Origin of the sequence: Gaoshiqia sediminis, assembly GCF_025907915.1 — a bacterium.
GTDB classification, from domain to species: domain Bacteria; phylum Bacteroidota; class Bacteroidia; order Bacteroidales; family Prolixibacteraceae; genus Gaoshiqia; species Gaoshiqia sediminis.
In genome coordinates this window covers 1-21,449 of the sequence record NZ_JAPAAF010000033.1, presented here as the reverse complement: position 1 = coordinate 21,449, position 21,449 = coordinate 1, and the positions used below count along the sequence as shown (strand labels likewise).

The following is a 21,449-nucleotide window of genomic DNA, read 5'->3' as shown; positions in this document are numbered from 1 at the left end:
GCTATTCATTTTTAAGTTTTTCATTCATCCGATCGAGGTTTTCAATTTGCTGAAATCCCTTGTTTACAAGGCCAAACCCGGTACTCATCGGCGCGGTAGCCTCGTTCAGTTTCCTTACAGGTTGCAGGTGTGCCAATCCCTTCTGGTATTTGCCGGCTACATATTGAAGGGTAAGGGTCGCTTCGGCATAGGCCTGTTCAGGGTCCGAATACGTATCTTTCCAGCCAGGTTTGTCGTCGTTATAGTTGATTACCAGCAGCGCAACAAGCAGGATAGCGGCGATACCACTCACCGTTTGCCACAACCGGCGGTATGTTGTCTTTTCGCGATGTTCGGTTTCCAGGATGTAGTCCATCAGCGCTTCTTCCAGCAATGGATCTTCCCGGGTAGAAAGCTCACCCAAACCGGTAAACAAGTCCCGGTAAGGAATCAGTTCGGCCGCCACGTCATCGCCGCTGAAATAGTCGTGGAGCAATTTTTCGTCCTCCAGGCTGCTTTCGCCGTCAACGTATTTCTGCAGTTTGTATTTGATGATTTCCAGTTCCATATTGCTGATGTTTTATCAATTCGTCCCTCACTTTTTTCCGTGCCCGCGATAAAGTCACCCGGATTGCATTCACGTTCAGGTCGGTCACCCGGGCAATTTCTTCGTATTCGTACTGCTCAACATCGCGCAGGTGCATCACCGTGCGCTGCATATCGGGCAGCTGACCAATCAGTTTCCGAATCAGAACAGCTGTTTCAGACAGCTCAATTTCCTGTTGCAGGTTGCTTTGCTCATCGCGATGCAGGTTCAGCTTTTCATCGTCCATCGCGATGGTGTGCTTCCCGCGAAACAGATCGAGACAACGGTTGCGGGTCATGCGCATGGCAAAAGCCTCCATATTATCGACCTGCCCAAGCGAATCGCGTTTTTGCCAAAGCTTGAGGAACACATCCTGGATAATGTCCCGGGCTTCGTCCTCATCCTTAGTCAGCTGGGCCGCAAAACGCAGCAGCTTGTTGCTGAGGGGCAAAATTGTCGTTTTAAATTCGCTGGCTAACATCCGTTTATCGCTGTTTCCGTTCGTTTTCAAAGGTAAGACGGGCAGCCCGGAGTTTCATTACAAGAAAGGGGAAAGTTTTTTAGGAAGTCGCGCCAACCACTCCGAAGACGGATAAAGATTTAGAAAAGCGCCACTGCCTTCCTGAAAGCTAAACTTCGATGGATTTGTCGCGGAAGATTTTTTTGAAGACCATCACGGCCACACCTTTCAACCCGGAATGTTCGCCCATATCCGAAATTTCAATACGGACACTTTCGGAAGTACTTTCCAGGCAATACTTGTTTAGCGCCTGCCGCACCGGAATGAGGATGAATTGTCCGGCTTGGGTGAGCGGGCCGTTCAGCACAATCAGCTCGGGATTGTACAGTTGAATGAGGATGGAGATTCCCCAGGCCAGGTTGGTGCTGAGGGTGGTGAGCAGTGAGATGGACAGCTCGTCTCCCTTTTTGGCGCAGTTGATAATGTCGACCGGGGTGAGCTCCTGCGGACGTTCCCCGAACTGACTGGTCAGCTGCGAGATGGTGCCGCGGGCAATTTCCTCCCGGGCCATATCCAGCAAGTGCTGTGCCCCGGCAATGGTTTGCAGACAGCCCCGTTTACCACACTCGCACAACTTGCCGTTTTCCATAATGCGGATGTGGCTCAGTTCGCCCGCACAACCCGTTGCGCCGCTGTAAATGTCGCCGTTCAGGACCATGCCCAGCCCAAGCCCCCAGTTCCAGTTAATGACCAGCGTATTGTTCGTGTTCCGGGCCTTCCCGAATATAAGTTCACCCAAGCCCTGCATCCGCGCATCGTTTTCGATGTAGGTGCGGATGCCAAACCGTTTGGTCAGACGGGCAGCAATATTTCTATCCTCGGTTCTTTTTATGGTTCGGTTGATCCCGTTTTCCGAATCCACCAATCCGGGCATGCTTATACCGACCGCAGTTATTTTAATGTCGGGAAGTCCCGTTTCTGTCAATAACTGATCAACGATTTTCTCCAGTTTTTCTTCCAGCAGGGGATCATCAATGCTGGTATCGAAACCCCGCACCGGCGATACCTCCTCGTTCATCGTGTTAAAAATGACGGCTTTGCCCCGGTATTGGCCCAGCTCCACGGCCAGGATAAAAAAGGCGTCGGCGGCCAGACTGTATATGATGGGCTTGCGTCCGCCCTGCGAGTTGCCGGAACCGAGGGCAACGGCCACCTTCTTCGCTATGAGATCTTCCAGGATGGAACGCACCGTAGGCAGGCTGACATTGATTTTTTTGCTCAGCTCCGAAGCCGACTGCAATTTCCGCTTGTACAACAGGCGGATGATCTGCATCCGTAGTTTGTACCGCTTCAGCTCGCTGATAGCCATCTTTTGGGTTTCTTCTTTCTTATGGAGGATCATGTACCGGTTGATTTTGGGTAAGTGAAAATACTAAATTTTCAACAAACGCCTGCCTACCATTTCAAAAGAAGGTCAAAATCCAATAACCAAACGCTATCAACTGGTTACCATCATACAAAAAAAGCCCCATCCAACAGATGAGGCCATTTCATTCATAGAAAAATATCTTATCCCAAAAAAGAGATCAGCACACCGGCAGCAACGGCAGAGCCAATTACCCCGGAAATATTACTGGCCATGCAATACTGAAGTACATGGTTTTTAGGATCGTATTTGATAGCAATTTCATTGGCTACCCGCGATGCCATAGGAACCGCACTTAAACCGGTTGCCCCAATCAACGGATTGATTTTCTTTTTGGCAATCATGTTATACACCTTCACAGCAACAATACCTCCTGCAATGGAAATTGCAAAAGCAATGAAACCGCCTACAATAATCATGATCGTCTTCACATCCAGAAAAACCTCCGCGGTCATGGTAGCCCCAACCGCCAACCCCAGGAAAATGGTGGCCGTATTCATGATGGAACCGGTAGCTGCATCAGACAAGCGTGCCACGGTAACGCCAACTTCTTTGATCAGGTTACCAAACAGCAACATGCCCAAAAGAGGCACCGATGAAGGAACAAATATGGAAATAACGATACCCAACACGATGGGGAAAGCAATTTTCACCGCTTTCAGGTTTTTAATCGTGTATTTGGGCGGATATAACTTATCCATCTCCTTCATGTTGATGCGTAGTTCTTTTTCGGAACAGGTCAACCGGGTAACCAAAGGAACAATTACCGGCACCAGCGCCATGTACGAATAGGCAGCAATCGCAATTGGCCCCAACAAGTGCGGCGCCAGCTTGATGGTGGTGTAAATGGCTGTTGGGCCATCGGCACCTCCAATAATACCGAGCGAAGCCGCTTCACCCGGGGTAAATCCCATCAGGATCGCTGACACCAGCACGGTAAAAATGCCGATTTGGGCAGCTGCCCCAAAAAAGGCCAGGCGAAGATTACGCAACATCGGTCCAAAATCGGTTAAAGCACCTACCCCCATAAAGATGATGGGTGGCAAAAATCCGGTTTTGATCAGCGAGTAGTAAACAAAGTTCATGATTCCATATTCATGGGCAATCTCAAACAAGTTCATGTAGTGATGCTCATCAATCTGGACAAGTTCAGCGGGGACAACGCCCATTCCACCTCCAGGCAAATTGGCCAGCACCAGGCCAAACGCAATCGGGACCAACAACAGAGGCTCGTACTTTTTCCGGATTCCCAGATACAGCAACAAACCACCGATTGCCAACATCAAAAGCGTTCCCGGGCCATCAATGATCGCTTGGATAGCGGTCATTTTATATAACGTTTCTATAATAGACATGAATGCAATTTTGGGTTACTGGATTCTCACCAACACATCATCTTCTTCCACTTCTGTACCACTGGTAAACAAAATTTCGACCACCTTGCCCGACAAGTCCGACTTGATGGCATTGTAGGTTTTCATGGCTTCAACATAGCCAATCAGGTCACCTTCTTTGATTTGATCACCCACTTTCAACGGAGTTTCGGAGCTTTCTTTGGTGAGGTAAAACTTACCTTCGAGCGGCGCAACAATCTCTTTGGACGACCCGTTGGTTGATGGGGCCGGAGCCTCCACGGATGCCGGAACCGGGGCCGCAGCTGCGGCTGGTTCGGCGCCATTGCTTTCACCGTAAGAAACCGAAACTTTGAATTTCTCACCATCTACATCAATAAACATGGTTGAGGGCGCAAAATTTCCGTTCGGAGCAGCCGAAACGACTTCAACAGCCTTTTTAGTTCCTTCGAGCAAACCACCGCCTTCTTCGCGGCGTTTGGCCAAATCTTCTTCAAAAGCTTTCTTGGCTTCGCCCGATTTGTACAAACGATATTGCTGCGGGTGCATGGCCAACTCGAAAAGCTCTTCGTCGTCAGGACCATATGCCCACCCTTTCTCGTCCATCTCTTTGCGGAAGGTATCTAAAGCATCCGGATACAAGGTTTGCGGATTGGCCGTAAATTCTTCTTTCCCGTGTTCTTTGGCCAGGGCTTTCAGTTCGGGAGACAGTTCGCCCGGCAATTTACCGCCTTTGCCCATCAGCATGTCCCAAATGTTATCAGCAATCATGCTCCAACGTTCTTTGCCTTTTTCAAGCTGCATCACATTCATCAGCGCCAAGTTTTTCACGTACTGGCTGTAAGGAGTCACCAAGGGAGGATAGCCCACCAGTGGCCAAATATATTCCACTTCGTTGAACAGTTTCACCAGCAGATCATCCTGCGTGAGTGTTGGTTGGTTATTTTTCACCTTCCATTTGTTCAGGCTGTCGAGGTTGCTTTCCAGGTCGGCCATCAGCGAGCCCATCATACCGCCGGGAAGCCCGGGGCCGATCAACAGCGAATTCATATAGCGGTTTTTCGGGTCGATGTAGTAACCGAGGAAATCGTCGATAAAACTTTGCGTCAGGCTGCGTACTTTCATGTAAGCATCCATATTGATTTCGGGCACATCAAAACCAGCATCTTTCAGCATGGCCTGAACAGCAAGCAAGTCAACATGGCCCGTTCCCCACGAAAGCGGCTCCATAGCCACATCAATATACTCAACGCCTGCACGGCATACTTCCAGGATGGAAGCCATCGCAAAACCGGGACCTGAGTGTGAGTGATACTGCAGAGGAATTTCGGGGTGCAACTTTTTAATGCCTGCCACAATCTTTCCAAGCCACGCAGGACGACCGATCCCGGCCATATCTTTCAGGCAGATTTCGTCGGCCCCGCCTTTAATGAGCGTATCGGCCAGCTTCACATACGATTCAACCGTATGTACCTTGGAATACGTCAAACTCAAAGCAGCTTGGGCAATCATACCAGCCTCCTTGGCATATTTAATCGAATCCAGAATGTTACGGGGATCATTCAACCCGCAAAACGGGCGGGTGATGTCGGTTCCCTGAGCCTTTTTTACTTTGTACATCAACCGGCGGACATCAGCCGGAACGGGACTCATGCGCAAGCCATTCAGGGAGCGATCGAGCATATGGGTTTGAATGCCGGCTTCATGGAACGGTTTGGTCCACTGGCGGACAGCATTATTGGGATTTTCGCCAAAAAGCAGGTTGATTTGCTCAAAACCTCCCCCGTTGGTTTCCACACGCGAAAAACATCCCATCTCAATAATATGGGGGGCAACTTTTACCAATTGGTCAACGCGCGGCAGATATTTACCAGACGACTGCCACATGTCGCGATAGAGCAATGAAAATTTAATCTTTCTCTTTTCCATAAGGTTATCCTTAATTATATTGATTCTTGATTTATTGGGTTAATTCTCTTTTGATCAAAGTTTCTCAATTTTAGACACATGCCCTTTCCCTCCGGTGACCGTTTTTACGGCAGATACGATGGCCGCCATCTTCTTGGGGTTAATGCCGCCCGACTTCACTGTTGCTGGCTGTACCTTTTGTGTCACAACCTCCGGAATATATTTATTGACAAACCGGATTATCAGATTCCCCAGTAATACCACCAGGGCAAGAATAACAAAAACAGTTATCATTCCCACACCCATCATTTCGAAAGCAATTCCTAATTCATTCATTTCATTCCGTATTTATAGTTTTCATGAAGCTACCCCAAAACGACTTGCCATATAATCACCACTACGATAAAAAGAAAAACTGCCGTTTTCGTCCGTTCGCCGAACACCGAAATGTTGAATTTACCGGGTTTTGGGGTCTTACAATGTAAGCAAATATTAAAATAGAAACAGGCCGATGAAATTACAAAAAAATACAATTATCAAAAAATTAACATTAAATTTTACATTTCGATAGTTATCGATGCGTTTATCTTACATTTTCTTCCGAACATGCTTTACAAACTATTGGGCATTTCGCTTTTGTCATTTTTTTTCATTAACTGAGTGCTCCAAAATTCAAGTTGCCTTCACCCCAAAAATAGGGCTGACAGAATACAAAAAACAGTCACTTAAACTTTTCCGGGTTCCGTTTAATCTTTATTTTTAGTCTGAAAAATATCTCACGAACAATCTCAACCAATTTTAAATCAACTAACATGAAAAAACAGCTCTCAAAAGGCATCTCCAGAAGACAATTTCTGAACACCGCAGCCATCGGGCTTGCCGGATTAACAGTACTTCCCTCGCTTACCGCATGTCAAAAAACTGTCGCTCCCGACCACATCAATTTAGGCTTTATCGGCATGGGGCGTCAGTCGATGTTCTTGCTGAATGGCTTTATTCAAATCCCGGGTGTCCGTGTTATTGCCGGATGCGATGTGTATGGACGCAAGCGTCAACGTTTTGAAAATCGAGTGAATGAATTCTATCAAAAAAATAACGTTCAGGTGGACGTAAAAACGTACGAAAAATATGAAGAGCTGATCGCACGCGAAGACATTGATGCCGTAGTAATTGCCGTACCCGATCATGCCCATGCCATGATTGCTATCGCCGCGTGTAAGGCGGGTAAAGACGTTTACCTGGAAAAACCGATGACCTTCACGATTTTTGAAGGGCAGCAACTTAAAAAAGTAGTTCGCGAAACCAACCGAATTTTAGGAATTGGCAGCCAGCAACGTTCGGATCCCAACTTCCAGCATGCCGTAAAAATGGTACAAACCGGCCAACTGGGCGCCATCGAGAAAGTTTATGCCTACGTAGGAGCTCCACCAACGCCTTATAACTTGCCGGAAGAACAGCTACCTGAAGATCTGAACTGGGATCTCTGGTTAGGGCCATTGCCCGAAACTATTCACTTCAACAACGAACTTAACCCGCCAATTTCGCTGGATCCGGAAGAACACGAAAAAATATGGGGCGCCTGGCGCTGGTACAAGGAAATGGGAGGCGGTTTCACCACCGACTGGGGCGCACACATGTTCGACATTGCGCAATGGGGCTTGGGCATGGATGGAAGTGGCCCCGTTGAAATTTCACCGCTTGGCGAAAATTCAGAATTCATTTCATACACCTATGCCAACGGAGTGGTCATGACCTCAGAACCTTTTGATGAAGGACTGACCAAAGGGGTAAAATTTATTGGCGATAAGGGATGGATTGAAGTGTCGCGTGGCCACTATAAAGCATCAGACGATGCATTGCTGCCGCCGCCCGGCAAAGATACTGACGAAAGTGTTCCTTACGAAACCAAAATCCCGCACCAGATAGACTTTATCGAAGCAGTACGCAAACGGGTTGATCCGATTGTTCCGGTTGAAATCGGTCATAGTTCCTGCACGGTTTGTACTTTAGGAAACATCGCCGTTGATTTGGGGCGCACCATTAAATGGAACCCAGCTACCGAAACGTTCGCGGACGACGAAGATGGCGCTGCAACCGCTAAGCTTCATTACCATTATCGCGAGGGTTGGAAATTGATGTAAACCGCCCAGACTCTCTTCCTGAGAACACAGAAACATCATCCAACCGAATGTGCTGAAATACGCGAAAAGCTGTTTTCTTTTGAAGGCAGTTTTTTGTTTTTGTCATACTTTGTATTGTTTAGCATGAAGTTAGTTGAAACAGAAAAACGGTTGTCGGTGTAAACAGAAGAAAACCAATCAGGAAAGGAGTAAATTATGCCAGAAAGCGTTTACAAAATTATTGAACTGGTAGGAACCAGTAATGAATCATGGGAAAAAGCAGCAGCCAATGCCATCTCCAAAGCATCCGAAACCTTGCGCGATCTTCGCGTTGCCGAAGTTACGGCGATGGATTTGCACATTAAAGATGGTAAAATTGAAAGCTACCGAACAAAAGTGAAAGTATCCTTCAAATTTGAAGGACACCATTAACCGCAAAAATGCCATGACGTTTAGCTGTTTTCAACAGTCGGGAAGAAATTAACATGCAAAAAGCCGTTCGCTGAAATCAGGAACGGCTTTTTGCATATCGTTTATAAAAATCAAGCTTCTGCAGTTGGCCCACCAAAGCTCATCGGCGGCATCATCGGGTCGTGCCCGCCACCGGAAACCTTTATGGGTCCGTGCATCTTTTCAAACTTCTTCACATTGTCCTCCAGTGCCATTAACAGGCGTTTGGCATGTTCGGGAGTCAGAATAATCCTTGATTTGACATTGGCCTTGGGAATTCCCGGCATAATACGAACAAAGTCAAGGACAAACTCGGAACTGGAGTGGGTGATAATAGCCAGGTTCGAATAGATCCCCTGAGCAACTTCTTCACTCAGCTCGATGTTCAGCTGATTTTTATTCTTGTTATCTTCCATAATTAATCTTCGTGGTTTGCATGTTCCGTTTCCTTCACATCTACCAGACGATCATACTCTTCGCGCGAACCTACCACCAGGTTTTTGTATTCCTTCAGACCTGTACCGGCAGGAATCAGGTGACCGCATATCACGTTCTCCTTCAGTCCGTCCAGGTAGTCAACCTTACCCTGAATGGCAGCTTCGTTCAACACTTTGGTAGTTTCCTGGAAGGATGCAGCCGACAGCCAGCTCCGGGTTTGCAATGCAGCCCGGGTGATCCCTTGCAGGATTTGGCTCGATGTTGCAGGAATAGCCTCGCGGGCTTCCACCAGTTTCTTGTCACGACGACGCAGCACGGAATTTTCATCCCGCAAACGACGAGCTGTGATAATCATACCGGCGCGCAACTCCGAATCACCTGGTTCAACAACCACTTTTTTGTTATAAATCCAGTCATTCTCGTGCAGGAACTCGTTTTTGTCAACCACTTGTTTTTCGAGGAAGCGGGTATCACCCGGGTCATCAATCTCAACTTTACGCATCATCTGGCGAATAATCACCTCGAAATGCTTATCGTTGATTTTTACCCCCTGCATCCGGTAAACATCCTGAACTTCGTTCAAAATATATTCCTGAACGGCAGTAGGGCCTTTGATGGCCAGAATATCAGAAGGCGTAGTGGCGCCATCAGAAAGCGGCGTACCGGCCTTGATATAGTCGTTTTCCTGCACCAGGATTTGTTTCGACAGCGGAACCAGGTATTTCTTCACATCGCCACCTTTGGAGGTAACAATGATTTCGCGGTTACCACGTTTGATTTTGCCCAGCGAAATTTCACCGTCGATTTCGGCAACAACGGCCGGGTTTGACGGGTTCCTGGCTTCGAACAATTCGGTAACACGGGGAAGACCACCGGTGATGTCACCTGCTTTACCAGAGGCGCGCGGGATTTTCACCAATACCTGACCAGCTTTCACAAACTCAGCTTCATCCACTGAAATGTGACCACCTACCGGCAAGTTGTACGACCGGATCACCTCACCTTTCTCATCGATAATGCGGAGCGATGGGTTTTTGGTCTTATCACGGGTTTCGATGATTACCTTCTCCTTGTAACCGGTTTGTTCATCCGATTCTTCGCGGAAAGTAATCCCGTCAATCAGGTTTTCAAATGAAATTTTACCATCATATTCAGTGATGATTACACCGTTATAAGGGTCCCATTCACAAATCTTTTGTCCTTTAGATACCTCTTGTCCATTTTCAATGTACAATTTGGAACCGTAAGGAATGGTATGCGTGGATAATGGAATCCGGGTATTTTTATCGATAATACGCAATTCAGCCAAACGACCAACAACAACGGAAATTTTCTTTCCTGTTTCGTCAACCGAGTCAACCACGCGCAATTCTTCAATTTCAGCGATACCATCGTAACGCGACTCAACCATGGATTGAGAAGAAATGTTACCGGCGATACCACCCACGTGGAACGTACGCAGAGTCAACTGCGTACCAGGTTCACCGATTGACTGGGCGGCAATAACACCTACGGCTTCACCACGACGTGAAAGGTTGGCCGTAGCCAAGTTGCGTCCGTAACATTTGCTGCAAACGCCAATCTTGGCTTCACAGGTCAGCACCGAACGGATTTCAACACTTTCGATGGGCGAATCGTCGATTTTTTTCGCAATTTCTTCTGTAATAACCTCACCTGAGCGAATAATTAATTCGCCGGTAAGCGGGTGGAAAATATCGTGTACAGTGGTACGTCCAATAATACGTTCGACCAAAGAAGCCACAACTTCTTCGTTGTTCTTGATAGCCATAGCCACCAAGCCACGCAACGTTCCGCAGTCTTCGTCCGAGATGATCACATCTTGCGCCACATCCACCAAACGACGAGTCAAATAACCGGCGTCGGCAGTCTTCAGCGCGGTATCGGCCAAACCTTTACGGGCACCGTGGGTAGAGATAAAGTATTCCAACACGGACAAGCCTTCTTTGAAATTTGCCAAAATCGGGTTTTCGATAATTTGCGAACCGGTAGAACCAGATTTTTGCGGTTTTGCCATCAATCCCCTCATCCCGCAAAGCTGACGAATCTGCTCTTTCGAACCACGGGCCCCGGAGTCAAGCATCATATATACTGAGTTGAATCCTTGCCGGTCGGTACTGATGGTCTTCATCACAGAATTGGTCAGCTTGGCGTTGGCATGTGTCCAGATATCGATCACCTGGTTGTAACGTTCGTTGTTGGTAATGAAACCCATGTTATAGTTGTTCATCACTTCTTCAACTTCGGCATAACCGGCATCTACAATTTCTTTTTTATCAACCGGAACGATCACATCGCTCAAGTTAAACGACAAACCACCACGATACGCCATTTTGTAACCAAGATCCTTGATGTCGTCCAGGAATCGCACCGTTGAGGCATTACCAACCGTTTTGAAAATATCGGAGATAATATTACGCAACGACTTCTTAGTCAGCAGTTCGTTGATATAACCGGCTTTGCGCGGAACCACCTGATTAAACAGGATGCGGCCAACAGTCGTTTCAATAATATGCTTAAAGAACTCACCGTTATCGTCCACGTCCTCCACTTTCACCTTTATGATGGCGTGCATTTCAAGCCGACCTTCATTATAAGCAATAATTACCTCTTCGGGTGAATAGAAAGTCATGCCTTCGCCTCTGGCGCCAGCGCGATGTTTGGTCATGTAGTACAGACCAAGAACCATGTCCTGGGAAGGAACGGTAATTGGCGCACCATTAGCCGGGTTCAACAAGTTTTGCGAAGCCAGCATCAATAACTGTGCTTCCAAAATAGCAGCATTGCCGAGCGGTACGTGAACAGCCATCTGGTCACCGTCGAAGTCGGCGTTGAAACCGGTACAAACAAGCGGGTGCAACTGGATGGCCTTTCCTTCGATCAAAACCGGCTGGAAAGCCTGAATTGACAAACGGTGCAGTGTCGGTGCACGGTTCAGCATCACGGGGTGACCTTTCAATACATTTTCAAGGATATCCCAAACCACCGGATCTTTTCGGTCAACAATCTTTTTGGCCGATTTTACCGTTTTTACAATGCCGCGTTCAATCAGTTTACGGATGATGAATGGCTTGTAAAGTTCTGCAGCCATATCTTTCGGAAGACCACACTCATGTAATTTCAGGGTTGGGCCAACCACAATAACAGAACGGGCAGAATAGTCAACACGTTTACCCAACAAGTTCTGACGAAAACGACCTTGTTTCCCTTTCAAACTGTCAGACAGAGATTTCAGGGCACGATTGTTTTCGGTTTTTACCGCGTTGGATTTACGCGAGTTATCAAATAATGAATCGACAGCCTCCTGGAGCATCCGTTTTTCGTTACGCAGGATTACTTCAGGCGCTTTGATTTCAATCAATCTTTTCAGACGGTTGTTGCGGATAATTACGCGACGGTACAGGTCATTTAAGTCCGAAGTCGCGAAACGTCCGCCATCCAACGGCACCAGCGGGCGCAAATCGGGCGGGATAACCGGAACAACTTTTACAATCATCCACTCGGGACGGTTGATATTTTTGCTGGCCCGGAAAGCTTCCACCACGTTCAGCCTCTTCAGCGCTTCGCTTTTACGTTGCTGCGAGGTTTCGGTACCTGCCTTGTGGCGAAGATCGTAGGAAAGTTCATCCAATTCGATCCGTTCCAGTAACATGTACAGCGCTTCGGCACCCATTTTGGCGATGAACTTGTTGGGATCATCGTCGTCCAGGTATTGATTTTCTTTCGGAAGGGTATCCAAAATATCCAGGTATTCTTCCTCGGTCAGGAAGTCCAGGTTTTTCACCCCGTCCTGCGCTTTAACGCCAGCCTGGATCACCACATACCTTTCGTAATAAATGATGGTATCCAATTTTTTGGTCGGCAAACCCAGCAGGTAGCCAATTTTATTGGGCAATGATTTGAAGTACCAGATGTGTGCCACCGGAACTACCAGGGAAATATGTCCCATGCGTTCGCGGCGTACCTTTTTCTCAGTCACTTCCACCCCGCAGCGGTCACAAACAATCCCTTTATAGCGGATGCGTTTGTATTTTCCGCAATGGCACTCATAGTCTTTTACTGGCCCAAAGATCCGTTCACAGAACAAACCATCGCGTTCGGGTTTGTAGGTTCTGTAGTTGATCGTTTCAGGCTTCAACACTTCACCATGTGAGCGTTCGAGGACTTCTTCGGGAGAAGCAAGACTAATCGCTATCTTGGAAAAACTGCTTTTTACTTTATTATCTTTTCTGAAAGCCATATATCGATGTCTATTATATCAATTAATAAGAGGAACGCTGTTCCGTTGTCATTAGTCCAAAGTCACACTCAAGCCCAGGCCACGCAATTCGTGGAGCAATACATTGAGCGACTCGGGAATTCCGGGCTGCGGCATTGGCTCACCTTTCACGATGGCTTCGTAAGCTTTGGCACGGCCAAGTACATCATCAGACTTAACAGTCAGGATTTCCTGCAGTATATGGGAAGCGCCGAATGCTTCGAGCGCCCAAACTTCCATCTCACCGAAACGCTGACCACCAAACTGGGCTTTACCACCCAAGGGTTGCTGCGTAATCAACGAGTATGGTCCGATTGAACGGGCGTGCATCTTGTCTTCAACCATGTGTCCCAGTTTCAACATGTAGATGATACCCACAGTTGCAGGCTGGTCGAAAGGTTGACCGGTCTCACCGTCATGCAGGATCGTTTTACCAAAGGCAGGTACACCGGCCTTATCGGTATAGGCAGTAACTTCTTCCAGCCTGGCACCATCGAAGATAGGCGTGGCAAACTTCAACCCAAGTTCTTTACCGGCCCATCCAAGAACAGTTTCATAAATCTGTCCCAAGTTCATCCTCGAAGGTACACCAAGCGGGTTCAATACGATATCAACCGGGGTTCCGTCGGCCAGGAAGGGCATGTCTTCATCACGCACAATACGCGATACAATACCTTTGTTACCGTGGCGACCGGCCATTTTATCCCCAATTTGCAGCTTACGTTTTTTAGCCACATAAACTTTTGCCAATTGGATAATACCTGCGGGAAGTTCGTCCCCGATCGTTACATTGTAACGCTTGCGACGAGCAACAGCTTCGTGCTCTTTGTATTTCTGAATATAATTCAGGATCAATTGATAAATCAGGTCATTTTTATCTTTGTCTGTTGTCCATTTTCCAGGATTAACAGTCAAATAATCAATTTCCTGCAGTTGCTTTAAGGTAAATTTCACCCCTTTGGCAATCACATCGCCACCGTAGTAATCTTTTACTCCCTGGCTGGTTTTTCCGTTCACCAGGTTGAAAAGCTTATCTTCCAGCTTGGCGCGCAAAGCACTTACCTGACGATCAAATTCTTCGTCAATCTGATCAAGCAGCGGTTTGGTGGCCATCTTACCTTTTTTGTCCTTCACTACGCGCGAGAACAGTTTTTTGTCGATAACAACACCGTTTAGCGAAGGCGAAGCTTTCAAGGAAGCATCTTTCACATCGCCGGCTTTGTCGCCAAAGATGGCACGTAACAGTTTTTCTTCGGGTGAAGGATCGGATTCACCTTTCGGCGTAATTTTACCGATCAGGATATCGCCAGGTTTAACCACAGCACCAATCCGGATCAATCCGTTTTCATCCAGATTCCGGGTGGCTTCCTCGCTAACGTTAGGAATGTCAGAGGTAAATTCTTCCACCCCGCGTTTGGTATCACGAACTTCCAGCGCATATTCGTCAACATGAATAGACGTGAAAACATCTTCACGCACGACACGTTCTGAAATTACGATGGCATCCTCGTAGTTGTATCCCTGCCAAGGCATGAAAGCAACACGCAGGTTACGGCCCAGCGCCAGTTCGCCGCCTTGGGTGGCGTAACCTTCGGTGAGCACCTGACCTTTGGTTACCCGTTGTCCTTTCGAAACAATCGGTTTGAGGTCGATTACAGTACCTTGGTTGGTTTTCTGGAATTTCGGCAATTTATAACTTTTCAGCTCCGGATCGAAGCTGACGTATTTTTCATCATCGGTCATATCGTAACGAACGATGATTTCATCGGCATCGACATACTCAATGACGCCTTCGCCTTCAGCTGCAACCATCACGCGTGAATCGCGGGCAGCGCTGCCTTCCAGGCCTGTACCCACAATCGGGGCCTCAGGCCGAAGCAACGGAACTGCCTGGCGCATCATGTTCGATCCCATCAAGGCGCGGTTCGCATCATCGTGTTCCAGGAAGGTAATCAACGATGCAGCCACCGAGGCAATTTGGTTCGGGCCAACGTCCATCAGCTGAACTTCCTCTTTGTCAACAACCGGATAGTCGCCCTCCAAACGTGATTTTACACGCTGATTCACGAAAAAGCCATTATCATCGATCGGTGCATTGGCCTGTGCAATCACTTTCCCTTCTTCTTCTTCGGCTGTCAGATAAACAACTCCGTTTTCAGAGAGGTCAACCTGACCGTCGGTCACTTTCCGGTATGGCGTGGCAATGAACCCCAGGTCGGTTACCTTAGCAAAAACGCAAAGCGAAGAAATCAAACCAATGTTTGGCCCTTCCGGGGTTTCAATCGGACATAAACGTCCATAGTGTGTGTAGTGAACGTCGCGCACCTCGAAACCGGCACGCTCGCGCGACAGACCTCCTGGCCCCAATGCGGACATACGACGTTTATGCGTCATTTCGGCCAGCGGGTTGGTTTGGTCCATAAACTGCGACAAGGCATTCGTGCCAAAGAAAGAATTGATAACCGACGACAGTGTCTTCGAGTTGATCAGATCGATTGGAGTAAAGACTTCATTGTCGCGGACATTCATGCGTTCACGAATCGTACGGGCCATACGGGCCAGACCGACACCAAACTGGTTGTACATCTGTTCGCCAACTGTGCGCACACGACGGTTACTCAAGTGGTCGATGTCATCAACATCGGTTTTTGAGTTCACCAGTTTGATCAAATATTTGATGATTTCAATAATATCTTCTTTGGTCAGAACCTGGGTACCCATGTCAATATCCAGGCCTAGCTTTTTGTTGATACGGTAACGTCCAACCTCACCAAGGTCATAACGCTTTTCAGAGAAGAATAATTTATCGATCACATCGCGGGCAGTAGCCTCATCGGGCGGTTCTGCATTCCGCAACTGACGATAAATGTGAAGCACCGCTTCTTTTTCCGAGTTACACGGGTCTTTTTGAAGGGTGTTATATATAATGGCGAAATCCTGAAGATTGTGATCTTCCTTGTGCAACAAGATCGTTTTTGTACCCGAGTCAACGATTTCATCAATATGCTCGTTTTCGATCACCGTTTCGCGGTCGATCAAAACTTCGTTACGTTCGATGGAAACCACTTCGCCGGTATCTTCATCCACAAAGTCTTCAACCCATGTTTTCAAGACACGGGCAGCCAACTTGCGTCCGACTACTTTTTTCAATCCAGCTTTTGAAACTTTGATTTCATCGGCAAGACCGAAAATTTCAAGGATATCTTTATCACTTTCATAACCAATAGACCGTAACAAGGTAGTTACGGGTAATTTCTTTTTACGGTCGATATACGCAAACATGACACTGTTGATGTCTGTGGCGAACTCTATCCATGATCCTTTGAACGGGATGATACGTGCGGAATAAAGTTTGGTGCCGTTTGCGTGAACACTTTGACCGAAGAAAACCCCAGGAGAACGGTGCAGCTGAGAAACTACAACGCGTTCTGCCCCATTAATGACAAAAGTTCCTTTCTCTGTCATATACGGAACAGTTCCCAGATATACATCCTGAACAACAGTATCGAAATCTTCGTGCTCAGGGTCAGTACAATACAGCTTAAGTTTTGCCTTCACCGGAACACTGAAAGTCAATCCTCGTTCGATACATTCTTCGATGGCGTAACGAGGGGGATCAACCTGATAATCGATAAATTCAAGTACGAAATTATTTCTAGTATCTGTGATCGGGAAGTTTTCTTCAAAGACTTTGAATAAACCTTCATTTTTCCGGTTTTCGGGCGTGGTAGCCAACTGAAAAAATTCCTTGAAAGATTTAATCTGAACTTCGAGGAAATCGGGATAATCAAATACTGTTTTTGTAGAAGAGAAACTAATCCTCTGGTTTTCAATATTAAATGACATGTATCAACAAAATTAAGTGAACTTAAAACATAAATATACAAAAAGGCTTAGAACCCCACGACAGTGGGATTCTAAACCATTACAGACCTGATATTGAGGTCGTAAGTCTCTTATTTAAGTTCAACTTCGGCTCCAGCTTCGATCAACTGTGATTTTAATGCTTCTGCTTCGTCTTTAGAAACTTTTTCTTTGATTGCTTTAGGAGCACCGTCAACTACTTCTTTTGCTTCTTTAAGACCTAAACCTGTTAATTCTTTAACCAATTTAACAACAGCCAGTTTTGATTGTCCTGCAGATTTCAGGATCACATCAAACTCAGTTTGAACAGCTTCAGCAGCTTCTTCGCCGCCAGCAGCAGGGCCAGCAGCAACAGCTACAGCAGCAGCAGCAGGTTCAATACCATATTCTGTTTTTAAAATGTCAGCTAATTCATTAACTTCTTTTACAGTCAAGTTTACTAACTCTTCTGCAAGTACTTTTAAATCTGCCATTTTTCTTAAAATTTTTATGCGATAAACTTGTAACTAAAATTATTCTTTTTCTGAAAGTGTCTTGAGGATACCATGAATGGTGTTTCCGCCAGATTGCAATTGGCCCAATACAGTTTTGATTGGGGATTGCAGCAATCCGATCAGTTCGCCCAGTAATTCATCCTTAGACTTGATTGAAGTCAATGCCTCGAGTTGGTTTTCTCCTACGTAAACTGATTCTTCAACATAAGCAGCCTTTAAAATTGGCTTTTTATTCTTTTTGCTGAATTCTTTGATCAATTTGGCAGGTACATTCCCAACCTCACAAAACATGATTGAGGTATTGCCTTTAAGTACATCGTAAAGCTCTTCGGCATTTTTTTCCGAATTTTCCAATGCTTTACGCAAGAGGGTGTTCTTAACAACAATCAGTTTTACATCTCTTGTATAGCACAACCGACGTAAATTGCTTGTAGCTTCCGCGTTCAAATCAGCAACATCTGCCAGGTAAAAATGGCTGTAAGAATTGATCTCTTGCGTCAGATTATCAATAATCTCTAATTTTTCCGATCTTTTCATTTCAACTACTTTTTACTAGTCAGTTACTGACTTGGGTTCAACTTGAATTCCAGGACTCATGGTACTTGAAATGTAAATGCTTTTCACATAAGTACCTTTAGCAGCGGTAGGTTTCAGTTTGATGATCGTGTTGACGAATTCGCGGGCGTTATCTTCAATTTTCTCCGGATCGAAAGAAACTTTTCCAATTGAAGTATGAACGATACCAAATTTGTCAACTTTAAAATCGATCTTACCTTGCTTAACTTCCTTGATAGCTTTGCCAACTTCCATAGTCACGGTACCGCTTTTTGGATTTGGCATTAAACCTCTTGGACCCAGAACACGTCCCAACGGGCCAATCTTACCCATCACAGGAGGTTGTGTAATCACAACATCGAAATCAGTCCAACCACCTTTGATTTTGTCGATCATGTCGTCCAAACCAACGTAGTCAGCACCGGCTTCTCTGGCTTCGGCTTCTTTGTCCGGAGTTACAAGAGCCAGTACACGGACATCCTTCCCGGTTCCGTGGGGTAAAGAAACAACGCCTCTAACCATCTGATTTGCTTTTCTCGGATCAACTCCCAGGCGAACATCTATATCTACCGATGCATCAAACTTGGAGAAAGTGATTTCTTTCACCAGTTTTGCGGCTTCGGACATGGTATAAAGTTTCCCTTTTTCGAGCTTCTCCTGAGCAAGCTTCATATTTTTTGTAATTCTGCCCATCTTTAAAAATTTAATTAGTTATTAGCTGGGAATTCACCTTCTACAGTAATACCCATACTTCTGGCAGTACCAGCAACCATCTTCATAGCAGATTCCAAAGTAAAACAGTTCAGGTCGGCCATCTTGATTTCAGCAATTTGTTTAACCTGTTCCCAGCTTACCTTAGCAACTTTTTTTGCGTGCGGTTCAGCTGATCCTGATTTTAATTTGGCAATTTCTAACAATTGAATGGCTACTGGGGGTTGTTTAATTACAAAATCAAACGATTTATCTGCGTAAACAGTGATAATAACCGGGAGCACTTTACCTGCAAGGTCCTGTGTGCGGCCATTAAACTGTTTGCAGAATTGCATGATATTAACCCCTTTGCTACCCAATGCTGGTCCAACAGGTGGTGAAGGGTTAGCTGCACCCCCTTTAATTTGTAATTTGATTAATCCAGCAACTTCTTTAGCCATAATAATTAATGATAAAATTTACTACTCCTTCTCAACTTGCATGAAGCTCAGTTCCAAAGGTGTTTTCCGTCCAAAAATTTTGACCATCACTTTCAACTTTTTCTTTTCCTCATTGATTTCCTCAATAATTCCGTTGAATCCATTAAAAGGACCGTCAGTTACTTTCACTGTTTCACCCACAACGTAAGGAATGTTCACCTCTGCATCTGCTTCAGCCATTTGGTCAACGCGTCCTAAAATACGGTTTACCTCAGACTGGCGCATCGGCACCGGTTCTCCCCCTTTGGTGTCACCTAAGAAACCAATCACGTTGGTAATATTTTTCAACATGTGTGGAATCTCACCTACCAGGGCAGCTTCTATCAAAAGATAACCTGGAAAAAAGTTCCGCTCTTTGCTGATCTTTTTCCCGTTACGAATTTGATAGACCTTTTCCGTTGGAATTAAAACTTGCGAAATGTACTCTTGAAGTCCAGCATTTGCAATTTCGTTATCGATATATTCCTTGACCTTCTTCTCCTTTCCTCCCACAGTTCGCAGAACATACCACTTTTTGACGTTTTCGCTCATGTTGATCTCCAATCGCTTAATAGAATAAACTGTACACTAAGTTCATAATGTTCTCAAAAGAGATGTCCATTAAGAATACAACAAGTGCTATAATAAAGGAAGCAACCATTACAATAAAGGCACTATTTTGCAACTCTTTCCAAGTAGGCCATGATACTTTGTGTACAAGTTCATTGTATGCCTCTTCGAAATATAGTTTAAGTTTCATTATACTATTTTTTAGTTGTTCGGATGGTAAGAGTCGAACTTACTTTCATAAATGCAGAAAAACTCCCTACCGAGCTTCATCCGTAAATAGTCCCGGATCCTTAGACCCGGGACTTATCTATTGATTTTTTCTTAGTAATTATTCTAAGATTTCAGTTACCTGTCCGGCACCTACAGTACGTCCACCTTCGCGGATTGCAAAGCGAAGACCAATGTTCAAGGCAACAGGGTAAATCAGGTTAACAGTGATGGTTACGTTATCACCAGGCATAACCATTTCGCGTCCTTCTTCCAATGAGATTTCACCAGTTACGTCCAATGTACGCAGGTAGAATTGAGGACGATATTTGTTATGGAATGGAGTGTGACGTCCACCTTCCTCTTTTTTCAATACGTAAACCTCAGCTTTGAATTTAGTGTGAGGAGTGATTGAACCTGGTTTTGCCAGAATCTGTCCCCGTTTGATTTCCTTTTTGTCAACACCGCGAAGCAACAAACCTACGTTGTCACCAGCTTGTCCGTCATCAAGAATTTTGCGGAACATTTCAACCCCTGTACAAACTGTTTTGCGACCTTCTGCACCCAAACCGATAATTTGGAGTTCATCACCTGTGTGTACTTTACCAGTTTCAATACGACCTGTAGCAACAGTACCACGGCCAGTAATTGAGAATACGTCTTCAACCGGCATCAGGAATGGTTTATCGATATCACGCGGAGGAAGTGGAATCCAAGTATCGCAAGCGTCCATCAGTTCCATTACTTTTTCTTCCCATTGTGGTTCGCCGTTCAATGCACCAAGCGCTGACCCTTTGATAACGGGAGCGTTGTCACCATCGAATCCGTAGAAATCCAACAATTCGCGAATTTCCATTTCCACCAGTTCCAACAATTCTTCGTCTTCAACCATGTCAACTTTGTTCATGAAAACGACCAAACGAGGTACGTTTACCTGACGAGCCAACAGGATGTGTTCGCGTGTTTGAGGCATAGGACCATCAGTAGCAGCAACTACAATAATAGCACCGTCCATCTGAGCAGCACCGGTAACCATGTTCTTAACGTAGTCAGCGTGACCCGGGCAGTCTACGTGTGCGTAGTGACGAGTAGCTGTTTGGTATTCAACGTGAGCGGTGTTGATAGTAATACCACGCTCTTTTTCTTCAGGAGCACTGTCGATAGAGTCGAATGATTTTACTTCAGAAAGACCTTTTTTTGCCAATACAGTAGTAATAGCAGCTGTAAGGGTAGTTTTACCGTGGTCAACGTGACCAATGGTACCAATGTTCACATGGTCCTTGTCCCTATTAAAATGTTCTTTAGCCATAACAAATAATTTTAATTTTTATTCAATCTTTAATCTGAGCCGAGGATGAGAATTGAACTCACGACCTCATCCTTACCAAGGATGCGCTCTACCCCTGAGCTACCACGGCGTTTCGATTTATGATTTTTGATTGATACTTCATGGCTTAAAGCCACAATCACCATTAATCAATTATCACTCATCATTTCCTTTTGAGCGGGAGACGGGATTCAAACCCGCGACCCTTAGCTTGGAAGGCTAATGCTCTATCAGCTGAGCTACTCCCGCTTTTGATTGATGATTTTTG

Annotated in this window: 18 protein-coding genes and 2 tRNA genes; 2 read left to right on the top strand and 18 right to left on the bottom strand. The window is 45.9% G+C overall.

Features of this window, described 5'->3' with window-relative positions; translation table 11 throughout:
* Position 1: 1 nt before the first annotated feature.
* From N2K84_RS16225 to N2K84_RS16200, 6 genes are all read right to left on the bottom strand, one after another.
* Positions 2–547 carry a hypothetical protein gene (locus N2K84_RS16225; RefSeq protein WP_282592880.1) on the bottom strand — a complete coding sequence of 182 codons (546 nt, stop codon included), beginning with the start codon at positions 545–547 and terminating at the stop codon, positions 2–4.
* A complete protein-coding gene (locus N2K84_RS16220; RefSeq protein WP_282592879.1) occupies positions 504–1,046 on the bottom strand; it encodes an RNA polymerase sigma factor in 543 nt (180 codons plus the stop codon). The genes N2K84_RS16225 and N2K84_RS16220 overlap by 44 nt, the downstream gene beginning before the upstream one ends.
* 148 nt (positions 1,047–1,194) lie before the next feature.
* Positions 1,195–2,427, bottom strand: coding sequence for an ROK family transcriptional regulator (locus tag N2K84_RS16215; RefSeq protein ID WP_282592878.1), 1,233 nt, complete (start codon positions 2,425–2,427; stop codon positions 1,195–1,197).
* 167 nt (positions 2,428–2,594) lie between these two features.
* On the bottom strand, positions 2,595–3,806 hold the full coding sequence (locus N2K84_RS16210) for a sodium ion-translocating decarboxylase subunit beta (RefSeq protein ID WP_282592877.1): 1,212 nt from the start codon (positions 3,804–3,806) through the stop codon (positions 2,595–2,597).
* A 15-nt stretch (positions 3,807–3,821) separates the two neighbouring features.
* Entirely contained in the window at positions 3,822–5,732 is a 1,911-nt protein-coding gene (locus N2K84_RS16205) for a biotin/lipoyl-containing protein (protein ID WP_282592876.1), read from the bottom strand.
* 54 nt (positions 5,733–5,786) lie between these two features.
* Complete coding sequence (locus N2K84_RS16200; RefSeq protein WP_282592875.1) at positions 5,787–6,047, bottom strand: OadG family protein; 261 nt, start codon at positions 6,045–6,047, stop codon at positions 5,787–5,789.
* A 476-nt stretch (positions 6,048–6,523) separates the two neighbouring features.
* Between N2K84_RS16200 and N2K84_RS16195 the strand changes: the two genes are divergently transcribed.
* Both N2K84_RS16195 and N2K84_RS16190 read left to right on the top strand, forming a co-directional pair.
* Positions 6,524–7,852: a Gfo/Idh/MocA family protein gene (locus N2K84_RS16195; RefSeq protein WP_282592874.1), complete on the top strand. Its 1,329-nt coding sequence runs from the start codon at positions 6,524–6,526 to the stop codon at positions 7,850–7,852.
* 195 nt (positions 7,853–8,047) lie between these two features.
* Complete coding sequence (locus tag N2K84_RS16190; RefSeq protein ID WP_282592873.1) at positions 8,048–8,263, top strand: dodecin family protein; 216 nt, start codon at positions 8,048–8,050, stop codon at positions 8,261–8,263.
* A 110-nt stretch (positions 8,264–8,373) separates the two neighbouring features.
* Here the strand turns inward: N2K84_RS16190 and N2K84_RS16185 are convergent, their stop codons facing one another.
* The 12 genes from N2K84_RS16185 to N2K84_RS16130 all read right to left on the bottom strand — a co-directional run bounded on the left by N2K84_RS16185 (position 8,374) and on the right by N2K84_RS16130 (position 21,430).
* Positions 8,374–8,697, bottom strand: coding sequence for a DUF3467 domain-containing protein (locus tag N2K84_RS16185; protein WP_282592872.1), 324 nt, complete (start codon positions 8,695–8,697; stop codon positions 8,374–8,376).
* A gap of 2 nt (positions 8,698–8,699) precedes the next feature.
* Complete coding sequence (gene rpoC / locus N2K84_RS16180) at positions 8,700–12,977, bottom strand: DNA-directed RNA polymerase subunit beta' (protein ID WP_282592871.1); 4,278 nt, start codon at positions 12,975–12,977, stop codon at positions 8,700–8,702.
* Positions 12,978–13,028: 51 nt separating this feature from the next.
* Positions 13,029–16,841, bottom strand: coding sequence for a DNA-directed RNA polymerase subunit beta (rpoB, locus tag N2K84_RS16175; protein WP_282592870.1), 3,813 nt, complete (start codon positions 16,839–16,841; stop codon positions 13,029–13,031).
* Positions 16,842–16,951: 110 nt separating this feature from the next.
* Positions 16,952–17,332, bottom strand: coding sequence for a 50S ribosomal protein L7/L12 (gene rplL, locus N2K84_RS16170; RefSeq protein ID WP_282592869.1), 381 nt, complete (start codon positions 17,330–17,332; stop codon positions 16,952–16,954).
* Positions 17,333–17,371: 39 nt separating this feature from the next.
* Complete coding sequence (rplJ, locus tag N2K84_RS16165; protein ID WP_282592868.1) at positions 17,372–17,890, bottom strand: 50S ribosomal protein L10; 519 nt, start codon at positions 17,888–17,890, stop codon at positions 17,372–17,374.
* A 15-nt stretch (positions 17,891–17,905) separates the two neighbouring features.
* Positions 17,906–18,601: a 50S ribosomal protein L1 gene (rplA, locus tag N2K84_RS16160; RefSeq protein ID WP_282592867.1), complete on the bottom strand. Its 696-nt coding sequence runs from the start codon at positions 18,599–18,601 to the stop codon at positions 17,906–17,908.
* Positions 18,602–18,615: 14 nt separating this feature from the next.
* Entirely contained in the window at positions 18,616–19,059 is a 444-nt protein-coding gene (gene rplK, locus N2K84_RS16155; RefSeq protein ID WP_282592866.1) for a 50S ribosomal protein L11, read from the bottom strand.
* A gap of 21 nt (positions 19,060–19,080) precedes the next feature.
* Positions 19,081–19,629 (bottom strand): transcription termination/antitermination protein NusG, encoded by a 549-nt coding sequence (nusG, locus tag N2K84_RS16150; protein WP_282592865.1) that lies wholly within the window; start codon positions 19,627–19,629, stop codon positions 19,081–19,083.
* 16 nt (positions 19,630–19,645) lie between these two features.
* Positions 19,646–19,837 carry a preprotein translocase subunit SecE gene (gene secE, locus N2K84_RS16145; protein ID WP_282592864.1) on the bottom strand — a complete coding sequence of 64 codons (192 nt, stop codon included), beginning with the start codon at positions 19,835–19,837 and terminating at the stop codon, positions 19,646–19,648.
* A gap of 138 nt (positions 19,838–19,975) precedes the next feature.
* Positions 19,976–21,163 (bottom strand): elongation factor Tu, encoded by a 1,188-nt coding sequence (tuf, locus tag N2K84_RS16140; protein WP_282592863.1) that lies wholly within the window; start codon positions 21,161–21,163, stop codon positions 19,976–19,978.
* 37 nt (positions 21,164–21,200) lie between these two features.
* Positions 21,201–21,272: transfer RNA gene (locus tag N2K84_RS16135), tRNA-Thr, on the bottom strand.
* A gap of 85 nt (positions 21,273–21,357) precedes the next feature.
* Positions 21,358–21,430 (bottom strand) — tRNA-Gly (locus N2K84_RS16130).
* Positions 21,431–21,449 lie beyond the last annotated feature (19 nt).